At 70.0% G+C, this 17176-nt stretch carries 17 protein-coding genes and 1 pseudogene; 14 read left to right on the forward strand and 4 right to left on the reverse strand.

What is annotated here, in order from left to right:
* Nucleotides 1-45 precede the first annotated feature (45 nt).
* The 4 genes from FB561_RS25095 to FB561_RS25110 all read left to right on the forward strand — a co-directional run bounded on the left by FB561_RS25095 (nucleotide 46) and on the right by FB561_RS25110 (nucleotide 3645).
* Complete coding sequence (locus tag FB561_RS25095) at nucleotides 46-828, forward strand: ABC transporter ATP-binding protein (protein ID WP_145810867.1); 783 nt, start codon at nucleotides 46-48, stop codon at nucleotides 826-828.
* A gap of 146 nt (nucleotides 829-974) precedes the next feature.
* Nucleotides 975-1481, forward strand: a complete 507-nt coding sequence (locus tag FB561_RS25100) for an NfeD family protein (protein WP_145810870.1) — start codon at nucleotides 975-977, stop codon at nucleotides 1479-1481.
* 132 nt (nucleotides 1482-1613) lie between these two features.
* Nucleotides 1614-2765: an SPFH domain-containing protein gene (locus tag FB561_RS25105; RefSeq protein ID WP_145810871.1), complete on the forward strand. Its 1152-nt coding sequence runs from the start codon at nucleotides 1614-1616 to the stop codon at nucleotides 2763-2765.
* Between the two features lie 133 nt (nucleotides 2766-2898).
* A complete protein-coding gene (locus tag FB561_RS25110; protein WP_145810874.1) occupies nucleotides 2899-3645 on the forward strand; it encodes a sulfite exporter TauE/SafE family protein in 747 nt (248 codons plus the stop codon).
* On the opposite strand, the gene FB561_RS25115 is transcribed toward FB561_RS25110, so the two are convergent.
* Nucleotides 3629-4297: a TetR/AcrR family transcriptional regulator gene (locus tag FB561_RS25115; RefSeq protein ID WP_145810876.1), complete on the reverse strand. Its 669-nt coding sequence runs from the start codon at nucleotides 4295-4297 to the stop codon at nucleotides 3629-3631. The genes FB561_RS25110 and FB561_RS25115 overlap by 17 nt on opposite strands.
* 70 nt (nucleotides 4298-4367) lie before the next feature.
* On the opposite strand from FB561_RS25115, the gene FB561_RS25120 reads away from it, so the two are divergent.
* Both FB561_RS25120 and FB561_RS25125 read left to right on the forward strand, forming a co-directional pair.
* Nucleotides 4368-5321, forward strand: a complete 954-nt coding sequence (locus tag FB561_RS25120; RefSeq protein ID WP_145810878.1) for a quinone oxidoreductase family protein — start codon at nucleotides 4368-4370, stop codon at nucleotides 5319-5321.
* Nucleotides 5322-5361: 40 nt separating this feature from the next.
* Nucleotides 5362-5796 carry an organic hydroperoxide resistance protein gene (locus FB561_RS25125; protein WP_145810880.1) on the forward strand — a complete coding sequence of 145 codons (435 nt, stop codon included), beginning with the start codon at nucleotides 5362-5364 and terminating at the stop codon, nucleotides 5794-5796.
* 21 nt (nucleotides 5797-5817) lie between these two features.
* On the opposite strand, the gene FB561_RS25130 is transcribed toward FB561_RS25125, so the two are convergent.
* The 3 genes from FB561_RS25130 to FB561_RS25140 all read right to left on the reverse strand — a co-directional run bounded on the left by FB561_RS25130 (nucleotide 5818) and on the right by FB561_RS25140 (nucleotide 7614).
* Nucleotides 5818-6642, reverse strand: coding sequence for a helix-turn-helix domain-containing protein (locus tag FB561_RS25130; RefSeq protein WP_145813351.1), 825 nt, complete (start codon nucleotides 6640-6642; stop codon nucleotides 5818-5820).
* Nucleotides 6643-6790: 148 nt separating this feature from the next.
* Nucleotides 6791-7324 carry a YbaK/EbsC family protein gene (locus tag FB561_RS25135; RefSeq protein ID WP_145810882.1) on the reverse strand — a complete coding sequence of 178 codons (534 nt, stop codon included), beginning with the start codon at nucleotides 7322-7324 and terminating at the stop codon, nucleotides 6791-6793.
* On the reverse strand, nucleotides 7321-7614 hold the full coding sequence (locus FB561_RS25140; RefSeq protein WP_145810884.1) for a GNAT family N-acetyltransferase: 294 nt from the start codon (nucleotides 7612-7614) through the stop codon (nucleotides 7321-7323). Before FB561_RS25140 ends, FB561_RS25135 begins: the two co-directional genes overlap by 4 nt.
* Before the next feature lie 99 nt (nucleotides 7615-7713).
* Here FB561_RS25140 and FB561_RS25145 point away from each other — a divergent pair, with 99 nt between their 5' ends.
* From FB561_RS25145 to FB561_RS25180, 8 genes and pseudogenes are all read left to right on the forward strand, one after another.
* Nucleotides 7714-9333 (forward strand): MFS transporter, encoded by a 1620-nt coding sequence (locus FB561_RS25145; protein WP_145810886.1) that lies wholly within the window; start codon nucleotides 7714-7716, stop codon nucleotides 9331-9333.
* 1299 nt (nucleotides 9334-10632) lie between these two features.
* The gene (locus FB561_RS25150) at nucleotides 10633-12093 is read left to right on the forward strand and encodes a cobyric acid synthase (RefSeq protein ID WP_145810888.1); all 1461 of its coding nucleotides are present in this window, start codon (nucleotides 10633-10635) and stop codon (nucleotides 12091-12093) included.
* Between the two features lie 34 nt (nucleotides 12094-12127).
* Nucleotides 12128-12697 (forward strand): DinB family protein, encoded by a 570-nt coding sequence (locus FB561_RS25155; RefSeq protein WP_145810890.1) that lies wholly within the window; start codon nucleotides 12128-12130, stop codon nucleotides 12695-12697.
* A gap of 44 nt (nucleotides 12698-12741) precedes the next feature.
* A complete protein-coding gene (gene sigJ / locus FB561_RS25160; RefSeq protein ID WP_238335044.1) occupies nucleotides 12742-13644 on the forward strand; it encodes an RNA polymerase sigma factor SigJ in 903 nt (300 codons plus the stop codon).
* Between the two features lie 16 nt (nucleotides 13645-13660).
* Nucleotides 13661-14404 carry an SDR family oxidoreductase gene (locus FB561_RS25165; protein WP_145810892.1) on the forward strand — a complete coding sequence of 248 codons (744 nt, stop codon included), beginning with the start codon at nucleotides 13661-13663 and terminating at the stop codon, nucleotides 14402-14404.
* Nucleotides 14401-14802, forward strand: coding sequence for a hypothetical protein (locus tag FB561_RS25170; protein WP_145810894.1), 402 nt, complete (start codon nucleotides 14401-14403; stop codon nucleotides 14800-14802). Before FB561_RS25165 ends, FB561_RS25170 begins: the two co-directional genes overlap by 4 nt.
* A 33-nt stretch (nucleotides 14803-14835) precedes the next feature.
* Nucleotides 14836-15981 carry a CaiB/BaiF CoA transferase family protein gene (locus tag FB561_RS25175; RefSeq protein ID WP_145810896.1) on the forward strand — a complete coding sequence of 382 codons (1146 nt, stop codon included), beginning with the start codon at nucleotides 14836-14838 and terminating at the stop codon, nucleotides 15979-15981.
* A 10-nt stretch (nucleotides 15982-15991) separates the two neighbouring features.
* A pseudogene (locus FB561_RS25180) lies at nucleotides 15992-17133 on the forward strand (acyl-CoA dehydrogenase family protein).
* The last annotated feature ends 43 nt before the right edge of the window (nucleotides 17134-17176 follow it).

A 17176-nucleotide genomic window follows, 5' to 3' on the forward strand; every position in this document is an offset into this window, starting at 1 on the left:
AGGGTCCTCGCGAGGCGCGTGCGGCGCCCCAGTAGGTTGTGCTGCATGACTGCTGTGGCGGAGCTGGCCGGTGTCACGATCGTTCGCGGGGACTCCCGTCTCCTGGACGGCATCGACTGGACCATCGACGAGACCGACCGGTGGGTGGTGATCGGCCCGAACGGCGCCGGCAAGACCACGCTGCTGCAGGTGCTCGCGGCCCAGCTGCACCCGACCACCGGGGTCGTCGGCCTGCTCGGCGAGGTACTCGGCGCCGTCGACGTGTTCGAGCTCCGGCCCCGCATCGGCCTGACCAGCGCGGCCCTGGCCGACAAGCTGCCGCGGGCCGAGGCCGTGTCCGACGTGGTGGTCTCCGCCTCGTACGCCGTGCTCGGCCGCTGGAACGAGGAGTACGACGAGCTGGATCACCAGCGGGCCAAGGAGTTGCTGACCGAGCTCGGCATCGGCCACCTCGCGGACCGCACCTTCGGCACCTTGTCGGAGGGCGAGCGGAAGCGGGTCCAGATCGCCCGCGCGCTGATGACCGACCCCGAGCTGATGCTGCTCGACGAGCCGGCCGCCGGTCTCGACCTCAGTGGCCGCGAACAGCTGGTCCGGTCGCTCAGCTCGATCGCGACCGCTGAGGGCGCACCCTCGATGGTGCTGGTGACGCACCACGTCGAGGAGATCCCGCCGGGATTCACCCACGCGCTGCTGCTCAAGCGCGGACGCACGGTCGCCGCCGGTCCGATCGCGCAGGCGCTCACCGCCGAGACGCTGAGCGAGACCTTCGAGATGCCGCTGGCCCTGGACCACGTGGCCGGCCGGTACACCGCGCGCGCTTTCTGAGCTCCTGCTGATCAGCTGGACCTCTCCGTCTCGAAAGAGGCGCGGATTTCTCCTGCGGGTAACAGTTCGGGAATCCCGGCGGGGAGCCGGTGCGTCCCAGGGGCTGTGGACCTGCCGGAGGTCCGGTTCCTGGATAGGCTTGGGAAATGATGGATTGGCTGCGGGACAACGTCTGGGCGGCTTGGCTCGGGATCGCCGTCGTACTCGGTCTGGCCGAGCTCGCGTCGCTGGACTTCACCTTGCTGATGCTGGCGGCCGGTGCGCTCGCCGCGACCGGCGTGGCGGTGGTGTTCCCGGGACTGCTGTGGCTGCAGATCGTGATCGGCCTGATCACGGCGGCCGCGATGCTGGCCGCGATCCGTCCGCTGCTGGTCCGCAAGATCCATCACGGGGTCGAGATCAAGACCGGTTCGCAGCACGTCATCGGCCGCAGTGGCGTGGTGGTGAAGGAGATCCACCCCGACGGCGGCGGCTCGATCAAGCTCGGCGGCGAGCTGTGGACGGCCCGCCCGTACGACGAGATGTCGACGATCAGCCCCGGCACCCGGGTCGAGGTGATGGCGATCGACGGCGCCACCGCGGTGGTGTACCCGATCGGCGAACCGCTCGGACTCGAGCAGCCGGAACTCGATCAGCCACCGCGCGACCAGTAGGCTCGAAGTCCGAGGACATCGTTGCCTCGACGCCCCGTTGTCGTGTGGCCGGATCGTGACGGAACCGTGCCGGGCAGTGGCCCGTCGATAGGAAAGACTGTCCGTCCCTGATCGTTCGAGTGGAGGGGTCACGTGACCGCGTTCCTGATAGTGCTGGCCTTGGTCGCCCTGCTGGTCATCGTCACACTGGTCAAGTCCGTCCGGGTCGTGCAGCAGCAGACCGTCGGCATCGTGGAACGGTTCGGCAAGTTCAAGGTGGGCCTGCAACCGGGCCTGAACCTGCTGACCCCGTTCGTCGACAAGGTGCGCTACACGATCGACATGCGCGAGCAGGTGGTCGCGTTCCCGCCGCAGGGCGTCATCACCGAGGACAACCTGATGGTGTCGATCGACTCCGTCATCTACTTCCAGGTGAACGACCCGGTGCGCGCGACGTACGAGATCTCCAACTACATCCAGGCGATCGAGCAGCTGACCATGACCACGCTGCGGAACATCATCGGTGGCATGGACCTGGAGCAGACGCTGACCAGCCGCGAGGAGATCAACGAGAAGCTCCGGTACGTGTTGGACGAGGCGACCGGCAAGTGGGGCATCCGGGTCAACCGGGTCGAGCTCCGCTCGATCGACCCGCCGCCGTCGATCCAGGACTCGATGGAGAAGCAGATGCGCGCGGACCGCGACAAGCGCGCCGCGATCCTCACCGCCGAAGGTATGCGGCAGTCGGCCGTGCTGTCGGCCGAGGGCCAGAAGCAGTCCGCGATCCTCACCGCGCAGGGTGACAAGGAGTCCCGGATCCTGCGCGCGCAGGCCGAGCGGGAAGCCCGGATCCTGAAGGCGCAGGGTGAGGCGCAGGCCATCACCACCGTCTTCAACGCGATCCACGCCGGCAAGCCGGACCAGGGTCTGCTGGCCTACCAGTACCTGCAGATGCTGCCGTCGATCGCGCAGGGCGACTCGAACAAGCTGTGGATCATCCCGAGCGAGATCGGCAAGGCGATGGAGGGTCTCGGCAGCGCCGTCGGCCAGATCGCCGGGATCCCGCAGAAGGCCGACGGCCAGTGGGAGCAGCCGCAGGACGTGACCCCGGAGCTGGAGGAGGCCGCGCCGGACGCGGCCGTCGCCGAGGCCGACAACGCGGTCCAGGAAGCGATCGCCGCCGCGCAGAACGCCGCGGTCAGCTCGCGCTCGCAGGTCCCGCCGCCCGCCGTCGGCTCCGCGCCGGAGGCCGCGCCGCAGCAGTCGACCCCGCCGCCGTCCCCGGAACCGCCGGTCGAGCGCTGACCGACAGACGCAGAAACGGCCCGGCTACCAGTCCTCGGTAGCCGGGCCGGCTGCTGTCCGGGGGACCGTCCGGCCGCCCAACGACTGGACGGATGCGCGGTCGCGCGGGACCGCTGCGTAGAGTCTGACAACAATGACATGGTACGAAGCGCTGTTCGTTCTGCTGGCGGGAACGGGTGCGGGCACGATCAACGCCGTGGTGGGGTCGGGGACACTGCTGACCTTCCCGGCGTTGCTTGCCGTCGGCATCCCTCCGGTGCTGGCCAACGTCAGCAACAGCGTGGGGCTGGCGCCGGGGACGGCGGCCGGCGCGATCGGCTATCGGCGCGAACTCGCGGGCCAGCGCGGCCGGATGATCCGGCTGGTCCCGGCGTCACTGCTCGGGGGCCTCGTCGGGGGAGTGCTGCTGCTGACGCTCCCCGACTCCGCGTTCCACGCGGTGGTGCCGGTGCTGATCCTGCTGGGCTGTGTCCTGGTCGCCTTCCAGCCCTGGCTGTCGAAGTGGATCAGCGTCCCCACCCACACCCACAGCGGCGCCTGGTGGGTGATGCCGTCGGTGTTCCTCACCGGGGTGTACGGCGGATATTTCGGCGCCGCCCAGGGTGTCCTGTTGATGGCGATCCTCGGGCTCGGCCTGGACGCGAACCTGCAACGGATGAACGGGTTGAAGAACGTCCTGGCGACCGTGGTGAACACCGTCGCCGCGATCCTGTTCATCATCGTCGCCGATGTCGACTGGCTGGCCGCAGCGCTGATCGCGGTCGGCTCCACCATCGGCGGCTTCCTCGGCGCCCGTTACGGCCGCCGGTTGCCGCCGATCGCCTTGCGCGCCCTGATCGTGGTGATCGGTGTGATCGCGATCGTCACGCTGGTCTTCTGACCTTCGCCTCCAGGCCGGCCAGCAACAGGTCCAGGCCGTAGTCGAACTGCTCGTCGCCGCCGGTGGTCCGGGCCAGCTCCGGCGCCAGCCCGACCACGGTCGGGAACTCGGCCGACGACAGCGACTCCATCGTCGTCCGCAGCCGCCGCCACGCGTCCGGGTCACGCCGCTCGGCCGCCATCTGGATCTCCCACGACGTCGATCCGAGCACGTAGGTGAACAACGTCGTATGGGTCCGCGCGGCCGTCTCCTTGTCGAACCCGGCCGAGCGCAGGACGCCGAGCAGACCCTCCGCGGTCCGCGCGGTCTCGTGGCCGCTCAACGGGCGCCCGGAGAGTAGTTGCGCCAGGCAAGGATGTTCGAGCATCAGGGTGCGCAGGCCACGGCAGACGGCGCGGACCTGGTCGGGCCACGGCACGTCCGCCGGGACGTCGGGGACCAGCGCCATCAGGTGGTCGCGGACCGCGTCGTACAGGTCGTCCTTGTTGCGGAAGTAGGTGTACAGCGCCATCGGCCCGACCCCGAGGGCCGCGGCCACTCCGCGCAGGCTGAACGCGTCGAGTCCCTTGGTCTCCATCAGGTCCAGCGCGGTCCGCACGATCAGCTCGGCGCTGAGCGTGTTCCGCGGGGTCCGGGTCTTGGCCGGCGTCATCCTCGTCCCTCCTAACGTACGGTGTATAGTACAACGTAGAGAAGCCGACGTGGAAGGGACGCGCAGAGTCGTGCGAGCCGTGCAGATCACCGAGTTCGGTGGCCCCGAGGTGCTGACTGTCAGTGATGTCGCCGAGCCGGTTCCGGCGGAGGGTCAGGTACTGGTCACCGTCGGCCGGGCGGGCATCAACTACGCAGACACCCATCAGGTCGAGAACAGTTATCTGGCCAAGGCGACGCTGCCGCTGATCCCAGGTGGCGAGGTCGTCGGCCGGACCGAGGACGGGCGGCGCGTGGTCGCGCTGGTCGGCTCGGGTGGGTACGCGGAGAAGGCGGTCGCCCAGGCGCCGTACGCGTTCGACGTACCCGAAGGTGTCAGCGACGGCGACGCGCTCGCGCTCGTTCTACAGGGCACCACCGCGTGGCACCTGCTGAAGACGTCGACCCATCTCCGCGCCGGCGAGTCCGTCCTCGTCCATGCGGGCGCCGGGGGCGTCGGATCGCTCGCCGTGCAGCTCGCGAAGCTGTGGGGCGCCGGTCGCGTGATCGCCACCGCGTCCTCGGCTCAGAAGCGGGACCGCGTTCTCGCGCTCGGCGTCGACGCCGCGATCGACGGCGACCCCGATGGGCTGAAGGACCGCATCCTCGCGGCCAACGCCGGCCGGCCGGTCGACATCGTGCTGGAGATGGTCGGCGGCCGGACGTTCGACGAGTCGTTCGAGGCGCTCGGCCGGTTCGGCCGCCTGGTCACCTTCGGTGCCGCGTCCCGGGAGCCCGCGCAGCCGATCGACTCGCGCCGGTTGATGAAGGGCTCGAAGACGATCGCCGGCTTCTGGCTCGCGGACTGCTTCCGGGAGCCGGCGCTGCTCGCCGATCCGCTGCGTGAGCTGTTCGACCTCGCGCTGGCCGGTGACCTGCACCCGGTCGTCGGCGGGGAGTACGGGCTGTCCGAGGTCGCCCGGGCGCACGAGGACATGCGCGCCCGCAAGACCGTCGGCAAGCTCCTGCTCGACCCCAGCCGCTGATCCACCCATCCCACCCCCTCGAACACCGGGAGATTCCTGCATGACCATCGCAGTCGAGAAGGTTCTGTACACCGCGCGCGCCACCGCCGAGGGCGGCCGTGACGGCCGCGCCGCGAGCGACGACGGCAAGCTGGACGTCGTGGTCGCGCCGCCGAAGGAGATGGGCGGCACCGGCGAGGGGACGAACCCGGAGCAGCTGTTCGCCGCCGGGTACGCGGCCTGCTTCCACAGCGCGCTGAAGCTGGTCGCGCGGAAGGCCCGCCAGGACGCCGAGGGCTCGACCGTCACCGCCGAGGTGGGCATCGGGCCGATCGCGGACGGCGTCGGCTACGGACTCGAGGTGGCCCTGGTCGTGTCCCTGCCCGGGGTCGAGAAGGCCGTCGCCGAGGAGCTGGTCGCGAAGGCGCACGAGGTCTGCCCGTACTCCAACGCGACCCGCGGCAACCTGAAGGTCGACCTCAGCCTCGCGGAGTGAGGGCGGAGGCGCTCGTCCCGGTCAGGACATCCGGGCGAGCGCCTCATGCAGCGCCTTCTGGGTGTCGTTGACCGGCGAGGCGGCGATGCTGAGCGCGTCCATGATCGCGGCGTACTCGTCCAGGTCCTCGATCTTGTCCAGGTACAGCGCGCTGGCCGCGTGCTCGATGTAGACCACGTCCGGCAGGTCGCCCTCGGGGAACCGGAGCACGCTGAACGCACCACCGGCACTCGGGTACCCGACGCTGCTGAACGGCATCACCTGCAACGTGATGTTCGGCAGCCGGGCCATCGCCTGCAGGTGCTCGATCTGCTCGCGCATCGCGTCCCGGCCGCCGATCGGGCGGTGCAGGACCGCCTCGTCGATGACGACCCAGAGTTTGATCGGGTTCGACCTGGTGAGGATCTGCTGCCGTTCCACCCGCAGGGCGACGCGCTGGTCGATCTCTTCCTTCGGCAGGTACGACCGGCCGAGCTGGACCACGGCCCGCGCGTAGGACTCGGTCTGCAACAGCCCGGGGACGAACAGCACCTCGTACGTCCGGATCAGCTTGGCGGCGACCTCGAGGCCGACGTAGTTCGCGAACCAGGCCGGCATCACGTCGCCGTACCGGGACCACCAGCCGGGGTTGTTCGCCGCCCGGGCCAGCTCCATCAGCCGGTCCCGCTCGCGCTCGTCGCGGAGTCCGTAGAACGCGAGCAGGTCCTTGACGTCGCGTTCCTTGAAGCCGACCCGGCCGAGCTCCATCCGGCTCACCTTCGACTCCGAGGAGCGGATCTGCCAGCCCGCGTCGGCCCGGCTGATCCCGGCCGCCTCGCGCATCCGCCGGAGATGACCGCCGAGCATGATCCGCAGTGCGGTCGGCCCGCCGTCGTCGCCAGCCACGGTCACCCCGCCTTCCCCAGGTAGTACCAGCCATTCGAGGGCAGGCCGAAGCAGCCTCTCACCCAAGACCCGACCGATGCTAGCGGTCCCGGGCGCCCGGCGGGAGTAATCAGGCGGGCGAGCCGAGCGCGAGTACGGTCGCGGTCGGCAGTTCGGCGAGCTCGGCACCGTCGATCAGCACCTTGGACCCGCGGATCCCGCTGCCGATGACGACCGGTCCGGCCTGGGCGACGGCCTCGTCCACGAGCACGGGCCAGTCCGTCGGCAGCCCGATCGGGGTGATGCCGCCGTACTCCATCCCGGTCCGGCTCACCGCGTCGTCCTGGGCGGCGAACGAGATCTTCCGGACACCGAGGTGCTTGCGGACCACCCCGTTCACGTCCGCCCGGTGGGTGGCGAGCACCATCACCGCGGCGTACGTGGACTCGCCGGCGCGCTTGCCGTGCACGACGACGCAGTTCGCCGAGGCGGCCATCGGGACGTCGTACTCCGCGCAGAAGGTGGCCGTGTCCGCGAGCGCGGGGTCGATGGCGACCGCGTACCCGGGTCGATCGCCGAGGGCGGCGCGGACCGGTTCGCCGAGCAACTCGGGCACCTCGGCGGCAGGGCGCCACTCCAGCTTGCCCATGGCCGGGACCGTCACCGTGCCTCCACCAGGTCGGCGTACTCGGGGTGCTTGGAGAGGTAGTCGAGGTAGAACGGGCAGGCCGGCTTCACCCGCAGTCCGGCCGCGCGCGCCTCGTCGAGCGACTGCCCCGCGATCCGCCCGGCCACGCCGCGGCCCTGGTACTCCGGAAGGGTCTCCGCGTGCCGGAAGACGATCGCGCGCTCGGTCCGGCGGTAGTCGACGAAGCCCATCAGGTTGTCGTCGGCATCACGCGCCTCGTACCGGTGCAGGGAGGGGTTGTCGACGACCCGGAACTCGTTGTCCATGCCGTCACTCTAGCCAGCCGCCGAACCCGGGCCAGGTTTTGGTTCTCGGCGGGCGGGGACCGGGCCTGAGGACAATTTCACAGATCAGAGGAGCCGCTGATGAGCAGCACCGATCATGCTCTGGAGGAGGGCAAGGCGATACCGAGCCTGGTACCGGCCCGGATGGACCGGTTGCCGTGGACCCGGTTCCACTGGATGATCGTCGTCGGGCTCGGCGTCTCCTGGATCCTCGACGGCCTGGAGATCCAGCTCGTCTCGCTCGTCGGCAACGTGCTGAAGGAGCCGCAGACGCTCGGGCTGACCACCGCCCAGGTCGGGCTGCTCGCCTCCATCTACCTGGCCGGTGAGGTCGTCGGCGCCCTGGTGTTCGGCCGGCTGACCGACAAGTGGGGCCGGCGGAACCTGTTCATCATCACGCTGCTCGTCTATCTGATCGCCTCCGGCGCCGCCGGTCTGACCTGGGACTTCTGGTCGATCGCGCTGTGCCGGTTCGTCGCCGGGATGGGGATCGGCGGTGAGTACGCCGCGATCAACTCCGCGATCGACGAGCTGATCCCGTCGAAGTACCGCGGCCGCGTCGACATCGGCGTCAACGGCACCTACTGGGGTGGCGCGCTGATCGGGTCGGCGGTCGGCCTGGTGCTGCTCAACGACGACCTGGTCCCGATCGAATGGGGCTGGCGGCTGTGCTTCCTGATCGGGCCGGTGATGGGCCTGATGATCATCTACCTGCGCCGGCATATCCCGGAGAGCCCGCGCTGGCTGATGACGCACGGCCGGGTCGAGGAGGCCGAGCGGACCGTCGACGGGATCGAGGAGACCGTCCGGCGGCAGGGCGGCGAACTGCGGAAGGTCGGCGACGACGAGGCGATCAACGTGGTCGACTACCCGCCGGTGACGTACCGCGAGATCGCCCGGGTGATGTTGCGCGACTACCGCAGCCGGTCGTTCCTCGGCTTCTCGATGATGGTCACCCAGGCGTTCCTCTACAACGCGATCTTCTTCACCTACGCGCTGGTGCTGAAGTCGTACTTCGGGCTGAACGACTCGAGCATCGCGCTGTACTTCTTCCCGTTCGCCCTCGGCAACCTGGCCGGACCGTTGTTGCTCGGCCACCTGTTCGACACGATCGGCCGGCGCAAGATGATCCTGGCCACGTACTCGGTCTCCGCGGTCGTGCTGTTCGTCACCGCGTTGCTCTTCAACGCCGGTGCGCTGAACGCGCTGAGCCTGACCGGTCTGTGGTGCGTGGTCTTCTTCTTCGCGTCGGCGGGAGCGTCCTCGGCGTACCTGACGGTGAGCGAGATCTTCCCGATCGAACTCCGCGGCCAGGCGATCTCGTTCTTCTTCGCGATCTCCCAGCTGACCGGTGGCGTGGTGGCGCCGTTCCTGTTCGCGTCGCTGATCGGCGAAGGCGACAACCCCGCCCGCGGGCCGCTGACGGTCGGCTACATCATCGGCGCCGCGGTCATGCTGGTGGGCGGGTTGATCGCGTGGTTCTTCGGGGTGGACGCCGAGCAGCAGTCGTTGGAGAACGTAGCGAAGCCGCTGTCCGCCCGTGAGCGCGCGTCGGCAAGCCGCTTCCAAGGCACCTCCCCAAGACTCCCCAGCGTCGACGCCCAAGGCCGCCGCATCACCCCAGTCCTCCCACCCGACGAACAAAACCCCCCACCCGACCCCACCCCCAACCAGAACCCCAACCCCAACCCCAACGACTGACCCAAGCCACCGCCGGCACGGGCCGCCGCCACCGCCGGCACGGGCCACCGCAGGCACGGGCCACCGCCGGTGCGGGCACCGCCGCCGGTACGGGGTCGCCACCGCCGGTGCGGGCACCGCCGACTTTGTGCACACACCAGCCACGTGGTTGGTACGTGGGTGGCTGGCTGGTGCTCAAGGTCGGCGCGGTGGTGGGCGCCTGGCGGGTTGTCTGGCGCCTAGCGCGCTGCAGCACGCCATCGACCAAGCAACCCCGTCAGCCGTCGAGCAACCCGCTCGCGATGATGCTCGCCAACTGGCGTCGCCCCGCCACCCGCCCGGGCACCCGATCGACCGCCTCCCGGCGCCGCTACCTGGGTCGGCGCTGGCCATCGGGCTGACTTTGTGCGCGAGGTGGTCAGAAGGGAAGTACTCGCGTGGCTGATTGATGCCCAAAGGCGACATCGGGTTGGCTGATTGGTGCTCAAGGTCAGCGTGGTGGTGGGCGGCTGGCGGGTTGTTTGACCGCTGACGCGTTACAGCACGCCATCGGCGAAGAAACACCGTCAGCCGTCAAACAACTCGTCAGCCGTCTGACGACGCGTCAGCCGTCAAGCAACGCGTCAGCCGTCGGCGACCCCGCGGCCGTCGGCAACCCGCGGCCGGCCGCTGGCCGCTCGCTCCGCTTGAGCACAGCCGGTACCGGGGTCGGCGCTGGCCAGCGGGCGACTTTGTGCGCGGGGCGGTCGGGAGGGGAGTACGCGGGTGGCTGGGTGGTGCTCAAGGTCGGCGTGGTGGTGGGTGGGCGGCGGCTCCTGGTCGACTTTGTGTACGTACCGGCCGGGTGGTGGCTTCGGGGATGGCTGGGTGGTGCTCAAGGTCGGCGTGGTCGTGGGTGGCTGGCGGGTTGTTTGATGACTGGCGCGCTGCAGCGCGCCATCGGCCAGGAAACCCCGTCAGCCGTCAGTCAAGTCGTCAGCCGTCGGCGACCCCGCGGCCGTCGGCAACCGCGGCTGGCCGTTCGCTCCGCTTGAGCACAGCCGGTACCGGGGTCGGCGCTGGCCAGCGGGCGACTCTGTGCGCGGGGTGGTCGGGAGGGGAGTACTCGGGTGGCTGGCCGGTGCTCAAAGTCGGCGTGGTGGTGGGTGGGCGGCGGCTCCTGGCCGACTTTGTGCGCGGGGTGGTCGGGAGAGGCGAACGTGCAGCGGCTGGCCGGTGCTCAAAGTCGGGATCGGTGGCCGGCCGGTGCTCAAAGTCGGGATCGGTGGCTGGGTGGTGCTCAAGGTGGGTGGTGGGTGGTGGGGCGCTTAGGATCTTGGGGTGGGTTCGTTGTTGATTGCTGGGACTACTTCTGATGCTGGGAAGACGACTTTGGTGACCGGGGTTTGCCGGTGGCTGGGGCGGCGGGGGGTTCGGGTTGCTCCCTTCAAGGCGCAGAACATGTCGAACAACTCGATGGTGTGTGCCGACGGTGCCGAGATCGGCCGGGCGCAGTGGATCCAGGCCGTCGCCGCCGGTGCGGAGCCCGAGGCCGCGATGAATCCGGTGTTGCTCAAACCCGGGAGCGACCGCCGCAGCCACGTCGTCCTGCTCGGTGAACCGTGGGGTGAGCTCAGTGCGCGCGGTTTCCTGACCGAGCGGGCCGAGCTCGCCAAGGCCGCGTTCGCCGCGTACGACGATCTCGCGTCCCGGTACGACGTGGTGATCAGCGAGGGGGCGGGGAGTCCGACGGAGATCAACCTGCGCCAGTCCGATTACGTGAACATGGGCCTGGCTCAGCACACCGGCGCGCCGGTCGTCGTGGTCGGGGACATCGACCGGGGCGGGTTGTTCGCCTCGATGTTCGGCACCGTGGCGCTGCTCTCACCCGAGGACCAGCGATTGATCAGCGGGTTCGTGGTGAACAAGTTCCGCGGGGACGTCTCGTTGCTGCAGCCCGGTATCGACATGCTGACCTCGGTGACGGACCGGCCGACGTACGGCGTGGTGCCGTGGTTGCCCGAGTTGTGGCTGGATTCCGAGGACGCGCTGGACATTCCGGCCCGGCGGACCACGGCGGATTCGGAGGTGCTGACGATCGCGGTGGTGCGGTTCCCGCGGATCAGCAACTTCACCGACCTCGACGCGCTCGCGGTGGAACCGACGACGAGCGTGTTCTTCACCGCGAGCCCGGCCGAGGTCCGTGACGCCGACCTGGTCGTCCTGCCGGGATCCCGCGCGACCACGTCCGACCTGGCCTGGCTGCGGTCCACCGGACTGGCCGACGCGGTCGCGACCCGGGTCGCGGCGGATCGGCCCGTCCTCGGGATCTGCGGTGGGTACCAGGTGCTCGGCGGGGTGATCGACGATCCGTACGGGGTCGAAGGTGGTGGCCGGCACGACGGGCTCGGGTTGTTGCCGGTAGCAACCGAGTTCGCGGTCGAGAAGACGCTGGCCCGGCCCGCGCCCACGGCGTACGAGATCCACCACGGGGTGGTGCGGGTGGTCGGGGACGCGGAGGAGTTCCCGGGTGGCTGCCGGGCGGGCGCGACGTGGGGGACGATCTGGCACGGGTTGCTGGACGACGACGCCGCGCGGCATGCGTTCCTCACCGAGGTGGCCGGGCTGACCGGGAAGCGGGCGCCGGACGGGTCGGTCTCGTTCGCGGGACTGCGGGAGGAGCGGCTGGAACGATTGGCGGACGCGATCGACGAACACCTCGACACCGACGCGCTGCTGGATCTGATCGAGCGGGGCGCGCCCAGCGGGCTGCGGTTCGTGCCGCCAGGAGCGCCGGGCTGAGAACTGTCCGCGGGCTGCGTTAACGTCCGCGGGTATGACAGACATCAAGGCGGAGCTGCACCAGAAGCTGCGGGAGAGCCGCGCGGCCATCCTGGCGAACCTGGACGGCCTCGGAGAGTACGACCTGCGCCGGCCGCTGGTGCCGTCGGGGACGAATCTGCTCGGCCTGGTCAAGCATCTCGCCGGGCTCGAGTACAGCTACCTCGGCGGCTGCCTCGGCCGATCCGCCGGAGAGAAGCTGGCCTGGGTCGAGGACGGGTCGATCTGGGACGGTGCCGACATGTGGCCGCTGCCGTCGGAGTCGAGCGAGTACCTGATCGGCCTGTACCGGCGCGCCTGCGAGCACGCCGACCGGACCATCGACGAGCTCGACCTGGACGCGCCGGCCGAGGTGGCGCACTGGCCCGAGGGCGCTCGGTCGACCACGCTCGCCGTGCTGCTGATCCGGATGGTCGGCGAGACCGCTCACCACGCGGGCCATCTGGACATCGTCCGCGAGCTGATCGACGGCAAGGGCGGAGCCGATTCCGATGCGCTCGACGACGAGGGCTGGCGCACGTTCCACGACCAGATCCAGGCGGCGGCCGACACCTTCCGCACCTGACCACGCGGCGGCTGCGAGGATGGCGGGGTGACGTCGGGGCCGAGGTGGTCGAGGAGTTCGAGCGGCAGCGCGGACGGATGTTCGGCATCGCGTACCGGATGCTCGGGACCGTCACGGATGCCGAGGAGGTGCTGCAGGACGCCTGGCTGCGCTGGCATTCCGTGGACCACGACGACGTCGACGACCCGGGCGCGTTCCTCGCGAAGACGGTCACCAACCTCTGCCTCAGCCGGCTCACGTCCGCCCGGGCCCGCCGGGAGACGTACGTCGGGGAGTGGCTGCCCGAGCCGGTCCTCACCGGGCTCCGCGAACCAGGACCGCTCGACCTCGCCACCGAGCGCGAGTCGGTCTCGTTCGCGCTGCTGACGATCCTCGAACGCCTCGGCCCGGCCGAGCGCGCGGCGTACGTGCTGCGGGAGGCGTTCGGGTACTCGCATCGCGAGGTGGCCGAGCTGGTCGGGACCACGGAGATCAACGCGCGGCAGCTGCATTCACGAGCGCGCAAGCGGGTCGCCCAGGAGCCCCGGACAGGGGCCGACGTGGACCGCGATCGCTGGCGGCAGCTCGTCGAGCGGTTCCTCGCGGCCGCACAACTCGGCGAGCTCGCCGAACTCGAACGTCTGCTGGCCGAGGACGTCGTGTCCCGCGCGGACGGCGGCGGCAAGGCGAACGCGGCCCGCCGACCCGTGACCGGCCGGACGAAGGTCGCCCGGTACCTGATCGGGACCCTGCAGCGCTTCGGCGCAGGCGTGGTGCCGTACTTCGCCGAAGCGAACGGCGAGCCCGCGATCGTCGCGGTCGGCCCGGACGGGGTGCTCGCGATCTGCTTCGTCACGTTCGCGGACGACGAGGTGGTGGGGCTGGAGTTCGCGATGAATCCGGACAAACTCGGGTACGCCGCCGGGCAGGTGTCACGTTTCGGCGGGCTGTCGGGTCAGGGTTGGTGAACGAAAGGAAACCACCATGCGAACCATCCTCGTCACCGGCGGGACCGGGACCCTCGGCCGGCCCACCGTCGAGCGGCTGCGCTCGGCCGGTCACGACGTGCGGGTGCTCAGCCGGCGCGGCGGCCCGGGCCTGGTCACCGGCGATCTCGGGACCGGAGTGGGACTGGCGCCGGCCGTCGACGGCGCCGACGTCGTCGTCCACCTCGCGACCAGCCGCCGCAGCGCCGACGCCGAGCAGACGAAAACGTTGCTCAGGGCCCTCGAATCGGCCGGCACGCCACACCTGGTACTGATCTCGATCGTCGGCATCGAGCAGGTCCCGATGGCGTACTACCGGGCCAAGGTGGAGGCCGAGCGGCTCGTCCAGGCGTCGGCTGTACCGTCGACGATCCTGCGGGCGACCCAGTTCCACAACCTGGTGGACGAGGTGTTCACGGCGCAACGCTTTCTCCCCGTCCTGCTCGCCCCGGCCGGCAAGCTGCAGCCGATCGCGGTCGAGGACGTCGCCGAACGGCTCACCGAACTGGCCTCGGGCGACCCGGCCGACCGGGTCGCGGATATCGGTGGCCCAGAGCAACGATCCGCCGTCGAGCTGGCCCACGCATGGAAGGAGGCGCGTGGTTCACGTCGACCGGTCGTCCCGCTTCGCCTTCCTGGTAAGGCGTTCCGCGCGTACTCCGCGGGCGCGTTGCTCGCCGACGGCGCGCCGTACGGACGCACCACCTTCGCGGACTACCTGCGCCTGGCCGTCCGATCGTGAGGGGCGTCGTCCGGGCCGGTCTGATCACGCTCGCGGCGATCCAGGTGGTCCTCGGACTGTGGACCGCGCTGTTCCCGGCCAGCTTCTACAATGACGTCCCCACGGTCGACTGGACCCCGCCGTACAGCGAGCACCTCTTCCGCGACTTCGGCGGGGCCACGCTCGGGATCGCGGTGGTGGTGATCGCGGCCGCGGTGTGGTTCGAACTGCGGATCGTGGTGCTGGCTCTGGTCGCGTACCTGCTGTTCTCGGCGCCGCACCTGGTCTTCCACGCGCACCACCTCCGTACCGACTCCCCGTTGGCCGTTGTCCTGGTGATCGTGCTCGCGCTGTCGGTCCTGCTGCCCCTGCTGCTGATCTTCGCCGCCCGGTCGGCCTTGGGGCCACGGACGACTTGACGACCGTGACAGTTCTACTGTCACAATGACGCCATGGGTCCACTGCGCGGGATCAAGGTGGTCGAGCTGGCCGGGATCGGCCCGGCGCCGTTCGCATGCCTGCACCTGGCTGAGCTCGGCGCCGAGGTGCTGCGCATCGACCGCCCGGGCGGGGGCCTCGCGCTGGGCCCACCGGAGTACGAGCTGCTGAACCGTGGCCGGCGCAGTGTCGCCCTCGACCTCAAGCAACCGGCCGCCATCGCCACCGTGCTGCGGCTGGTCGAGCAGGCCGACATCCTGATCGAGGGATTCCGCCCGGGCGTGGCCGAACGGCTAGGTCTCGGCCCGGCGGACTGCCACGCGGTGAACGCGGCCCTCGTGTACGGTCGGATGACCGGGTGGGGCCAGGAAGGGCCGCTCGCGCAGTCGGCCGGGCACGACATCGACTACCTCGCGGTGTCCGGCGCCCTGCACCTGATCGGCCGGGCCGGTGGACCGCCCCAGGTCCCGGCGAACCTGCTCGGCGACTTCGCCGGCGGCTCGATGTACCTGGTGACCGGGGTGCTGGCCGCGGTGATCGAGGCCCGGGGGAGCGGCCGGGGTCAGGTCGTCGACGCCGCGATCGTGGACGGCGCGGCTCACCTGACCACGATGATGCTCGGCGCCCTCGCGACCGGGGCCTGGCAGCAGGAGCGCGGCACGAACCTGCTCGACACGGGCGCCCCGTTCTACGACGTGTACGAGACCTCCGACGGCCAGTACGTCGTGGTCGGCGCGCTGGAACCGCTGTTCTACGACGAACTCGTGGACCGGCTCGGGATCACGGCGCCGGACCGGTACGACCAGGCGAACTGGCCGGAGCTGCGCAAGGTGCTGGCCGAGACGTTCGCGCGGCGGACCCAGGCCGAGTGGACCGAGGTGTTCGACGGTTCGGACGCTTGCGTGGCCCCGGTGCTGCCGTTGGCCGGCGACCACCCGCATCTCGTGGCCAGGGGCACCTTTGTCGAACGGGACGGGATCCGGCAGGCCGCCCCGGCGCCACGGTTCTCGCGGACCCCCGCGGAGCTCGGCGAGCCACCGGCCCGGCCGGGTCAGCACACCCGCGCGGCGCTGACCGACTGGGGTATCCCCGATGTCGACGACCTGCTCGCCTCCGGCGCCGCCGTCCAGGACCGAGGCGCCGCCGTCCAGGACCGATAGGAGACCGCCCGTGCACCGTCAGCTGTTCGAGGACGACCACAACGCCTTCCGGGAGACAGCGCGGGCGTTCTGCGACAAGGAGATCGTGCCGCACCACGGCAGCTGGGAGGAGGCCGGTATCGTCCCACGTGAGCTGTGGACCGCCGCGGGAGCGGCCGGGTTGCTCGGGTTCATGATGCCGGCCGAGTACGGCGGGGGCGGGGTGCGCGATTTCCGCTTCAACGCCGTCCTGATCGAGGAGCTCACCCGGGCCCGGGCCAGCGGTGTCGGGTTCACCATCCACACCGACATCGCCTCCGCGTACCTGCTCGACTACGCGACCGACGAGCAGAAGGCGCGCTGGCTGCCGAAGTTCTGCAGCGGCGAGACGATCACCGCGATCGCGATGACCGAACCGGGCGCGGGCAGCGATCTGCAGGGCATCCGGACGACCGCGGTCCGCGACGGCGACGAGTAGTGCTGACCGGGCAGAAGACGTTCATCTCCAACGGCATCCTGGCCGACCTGGTCATCGTCGTCGCGAAGACCGACCCGGCGGCCGGGCACCAGGGCATCTCACTGCTCGTGGCCGAACGCGGCATGCCCGGTTTCGAGCGCGGGCGGAACCTGGACAAGATCGGCCTGAAGGCGCAGGACACCGCCGAGCTCTTCTTCGACCACGTCCGGGTCCCGGCGGCGAACCTGCTCGGCGAGGAGGGCAACGGCTTCGTCCAGCTGATGGAGAAACTGCCCCAGGAGCGCCTCGCGATCGCCGTGGTCGCCGCCGCGGCCTGCGAGAACATGCTCGGGTCCACGCTGGCGTACGTGAAGGAGCGCAAGGCGTTCGGCCGGCCGATCGGCTCGTTCCAGAACAGCCGCTTCGTGCTCGCCGAACTGGCCACCGAGACGCAGATCGCCCGCGTCTTCGTGGACCGCTGCATCGAGGAACTGAACGCCGGCACGCTGACGGTCGCCGAGGCCGCGATGGCGAAGTGGTGGACCACCGAACTGCAGCAGAAGGTGGCCGATCGTTGCCTGCAGTTGCACGGCGGCTACGGCTTCATGACCGAGTACCCGATCGCCAAGGCGTACCTCGACACCCGGATCCAGACGATCTACGGCGGCACCACCGAGATCATGAAGGAGATCATCGGGAGAACGATGGGAATCTGACCGGTTCGTGGAAGACTGCGAGAAGTACCGCCGAGCCGGAGGG

The organism is Kribbella amoyensis (assembly GCF_007828865.1).
Lineage (GTDB): Bacteria > Actinomycetota > Actinomycetes > Propionibacteriales > Kribbellaceae > Kribbella > Kribbella amoyensis.

Bases quoted from the DNA above. Each gene is read 5' to 3' on its own strand.
- FB561_RS25095 (WP_145810867.1), top strand. From the start codon at position 46: ATGACTGCTGTGGCGGAGCTGGCCGGTGTCACGATCGTTCGCGGGGAC.
- FB561_RS25100 (WP_145810870.1), top strand. From the start codon at position 975: ATGATGGATTGGCTGCGGGACAACGTCTGGGCGGCTTGGCTCGGGATC.
- FB561_RS25110 (WP_145810874.1), top strand. From the start codon at position 2,899: ATGACATGGTACGAAGCGCTGTTCGTTCTGCTGGCGGGAACGGGTGCG.
- FB561_RS25115 (WP_145810876.1), bottom strand. From the start codon at position 4,297: ATGACGCCGGCCAAGACCCGGACCCCGCGGAACACGCTCAGCGCCGAG.
- FB561_RS25125 (WP_145810880.1), top strand. From the start codon at position 5,362: ATGACCATCGCAGTCGAGAAGGTTCTGTACACCGCGCGCGCCACCGCC.
- FB561_RS25130 (WP_145813351.1), bottom strand. From the start codon at position 6,642: ATGCTCGGCGGTCATCTCCGGCGGATGCGCGAGGCGGCCGGGATCAGC.
- FB561_RS25140 (WP_145810884.1), bottom strand. From the start codon at position 7,614: ATGGACAACGAGTTCCGGGTCGTCGACAACCCCTCCCTGCACCGGTAC.
- FB561_RS25145 (WP_145810886.1), top strand. From the start codon at position 7,714: ATGAGCAGCACCGATCATGCTCTGGAGGAGGGCAAGGCGATACCGAGC.
- FB561_RS25155 (WP_145810890.1), top strand. From the start codon at position 12,128: ATGACAGACATCAAGGCGGAGCTGCACCAGAAGCTGCGGGAGAGCCGC.
- FB561_RS25165 (WP_145810892.1), top strand. From the start codon at position 13,661: ATGCGAACCATCCTCGTCACCGGCGGGACCGGGACCCTCGGCCGGCCC.
- FB561_RS25175 (WP_145810896.1), top strand. From the start codon at position 14,836: ATGGGTCCACTGCGCGGGATCAAGGTGGTCGAGCTGGCCGGGATCGGC.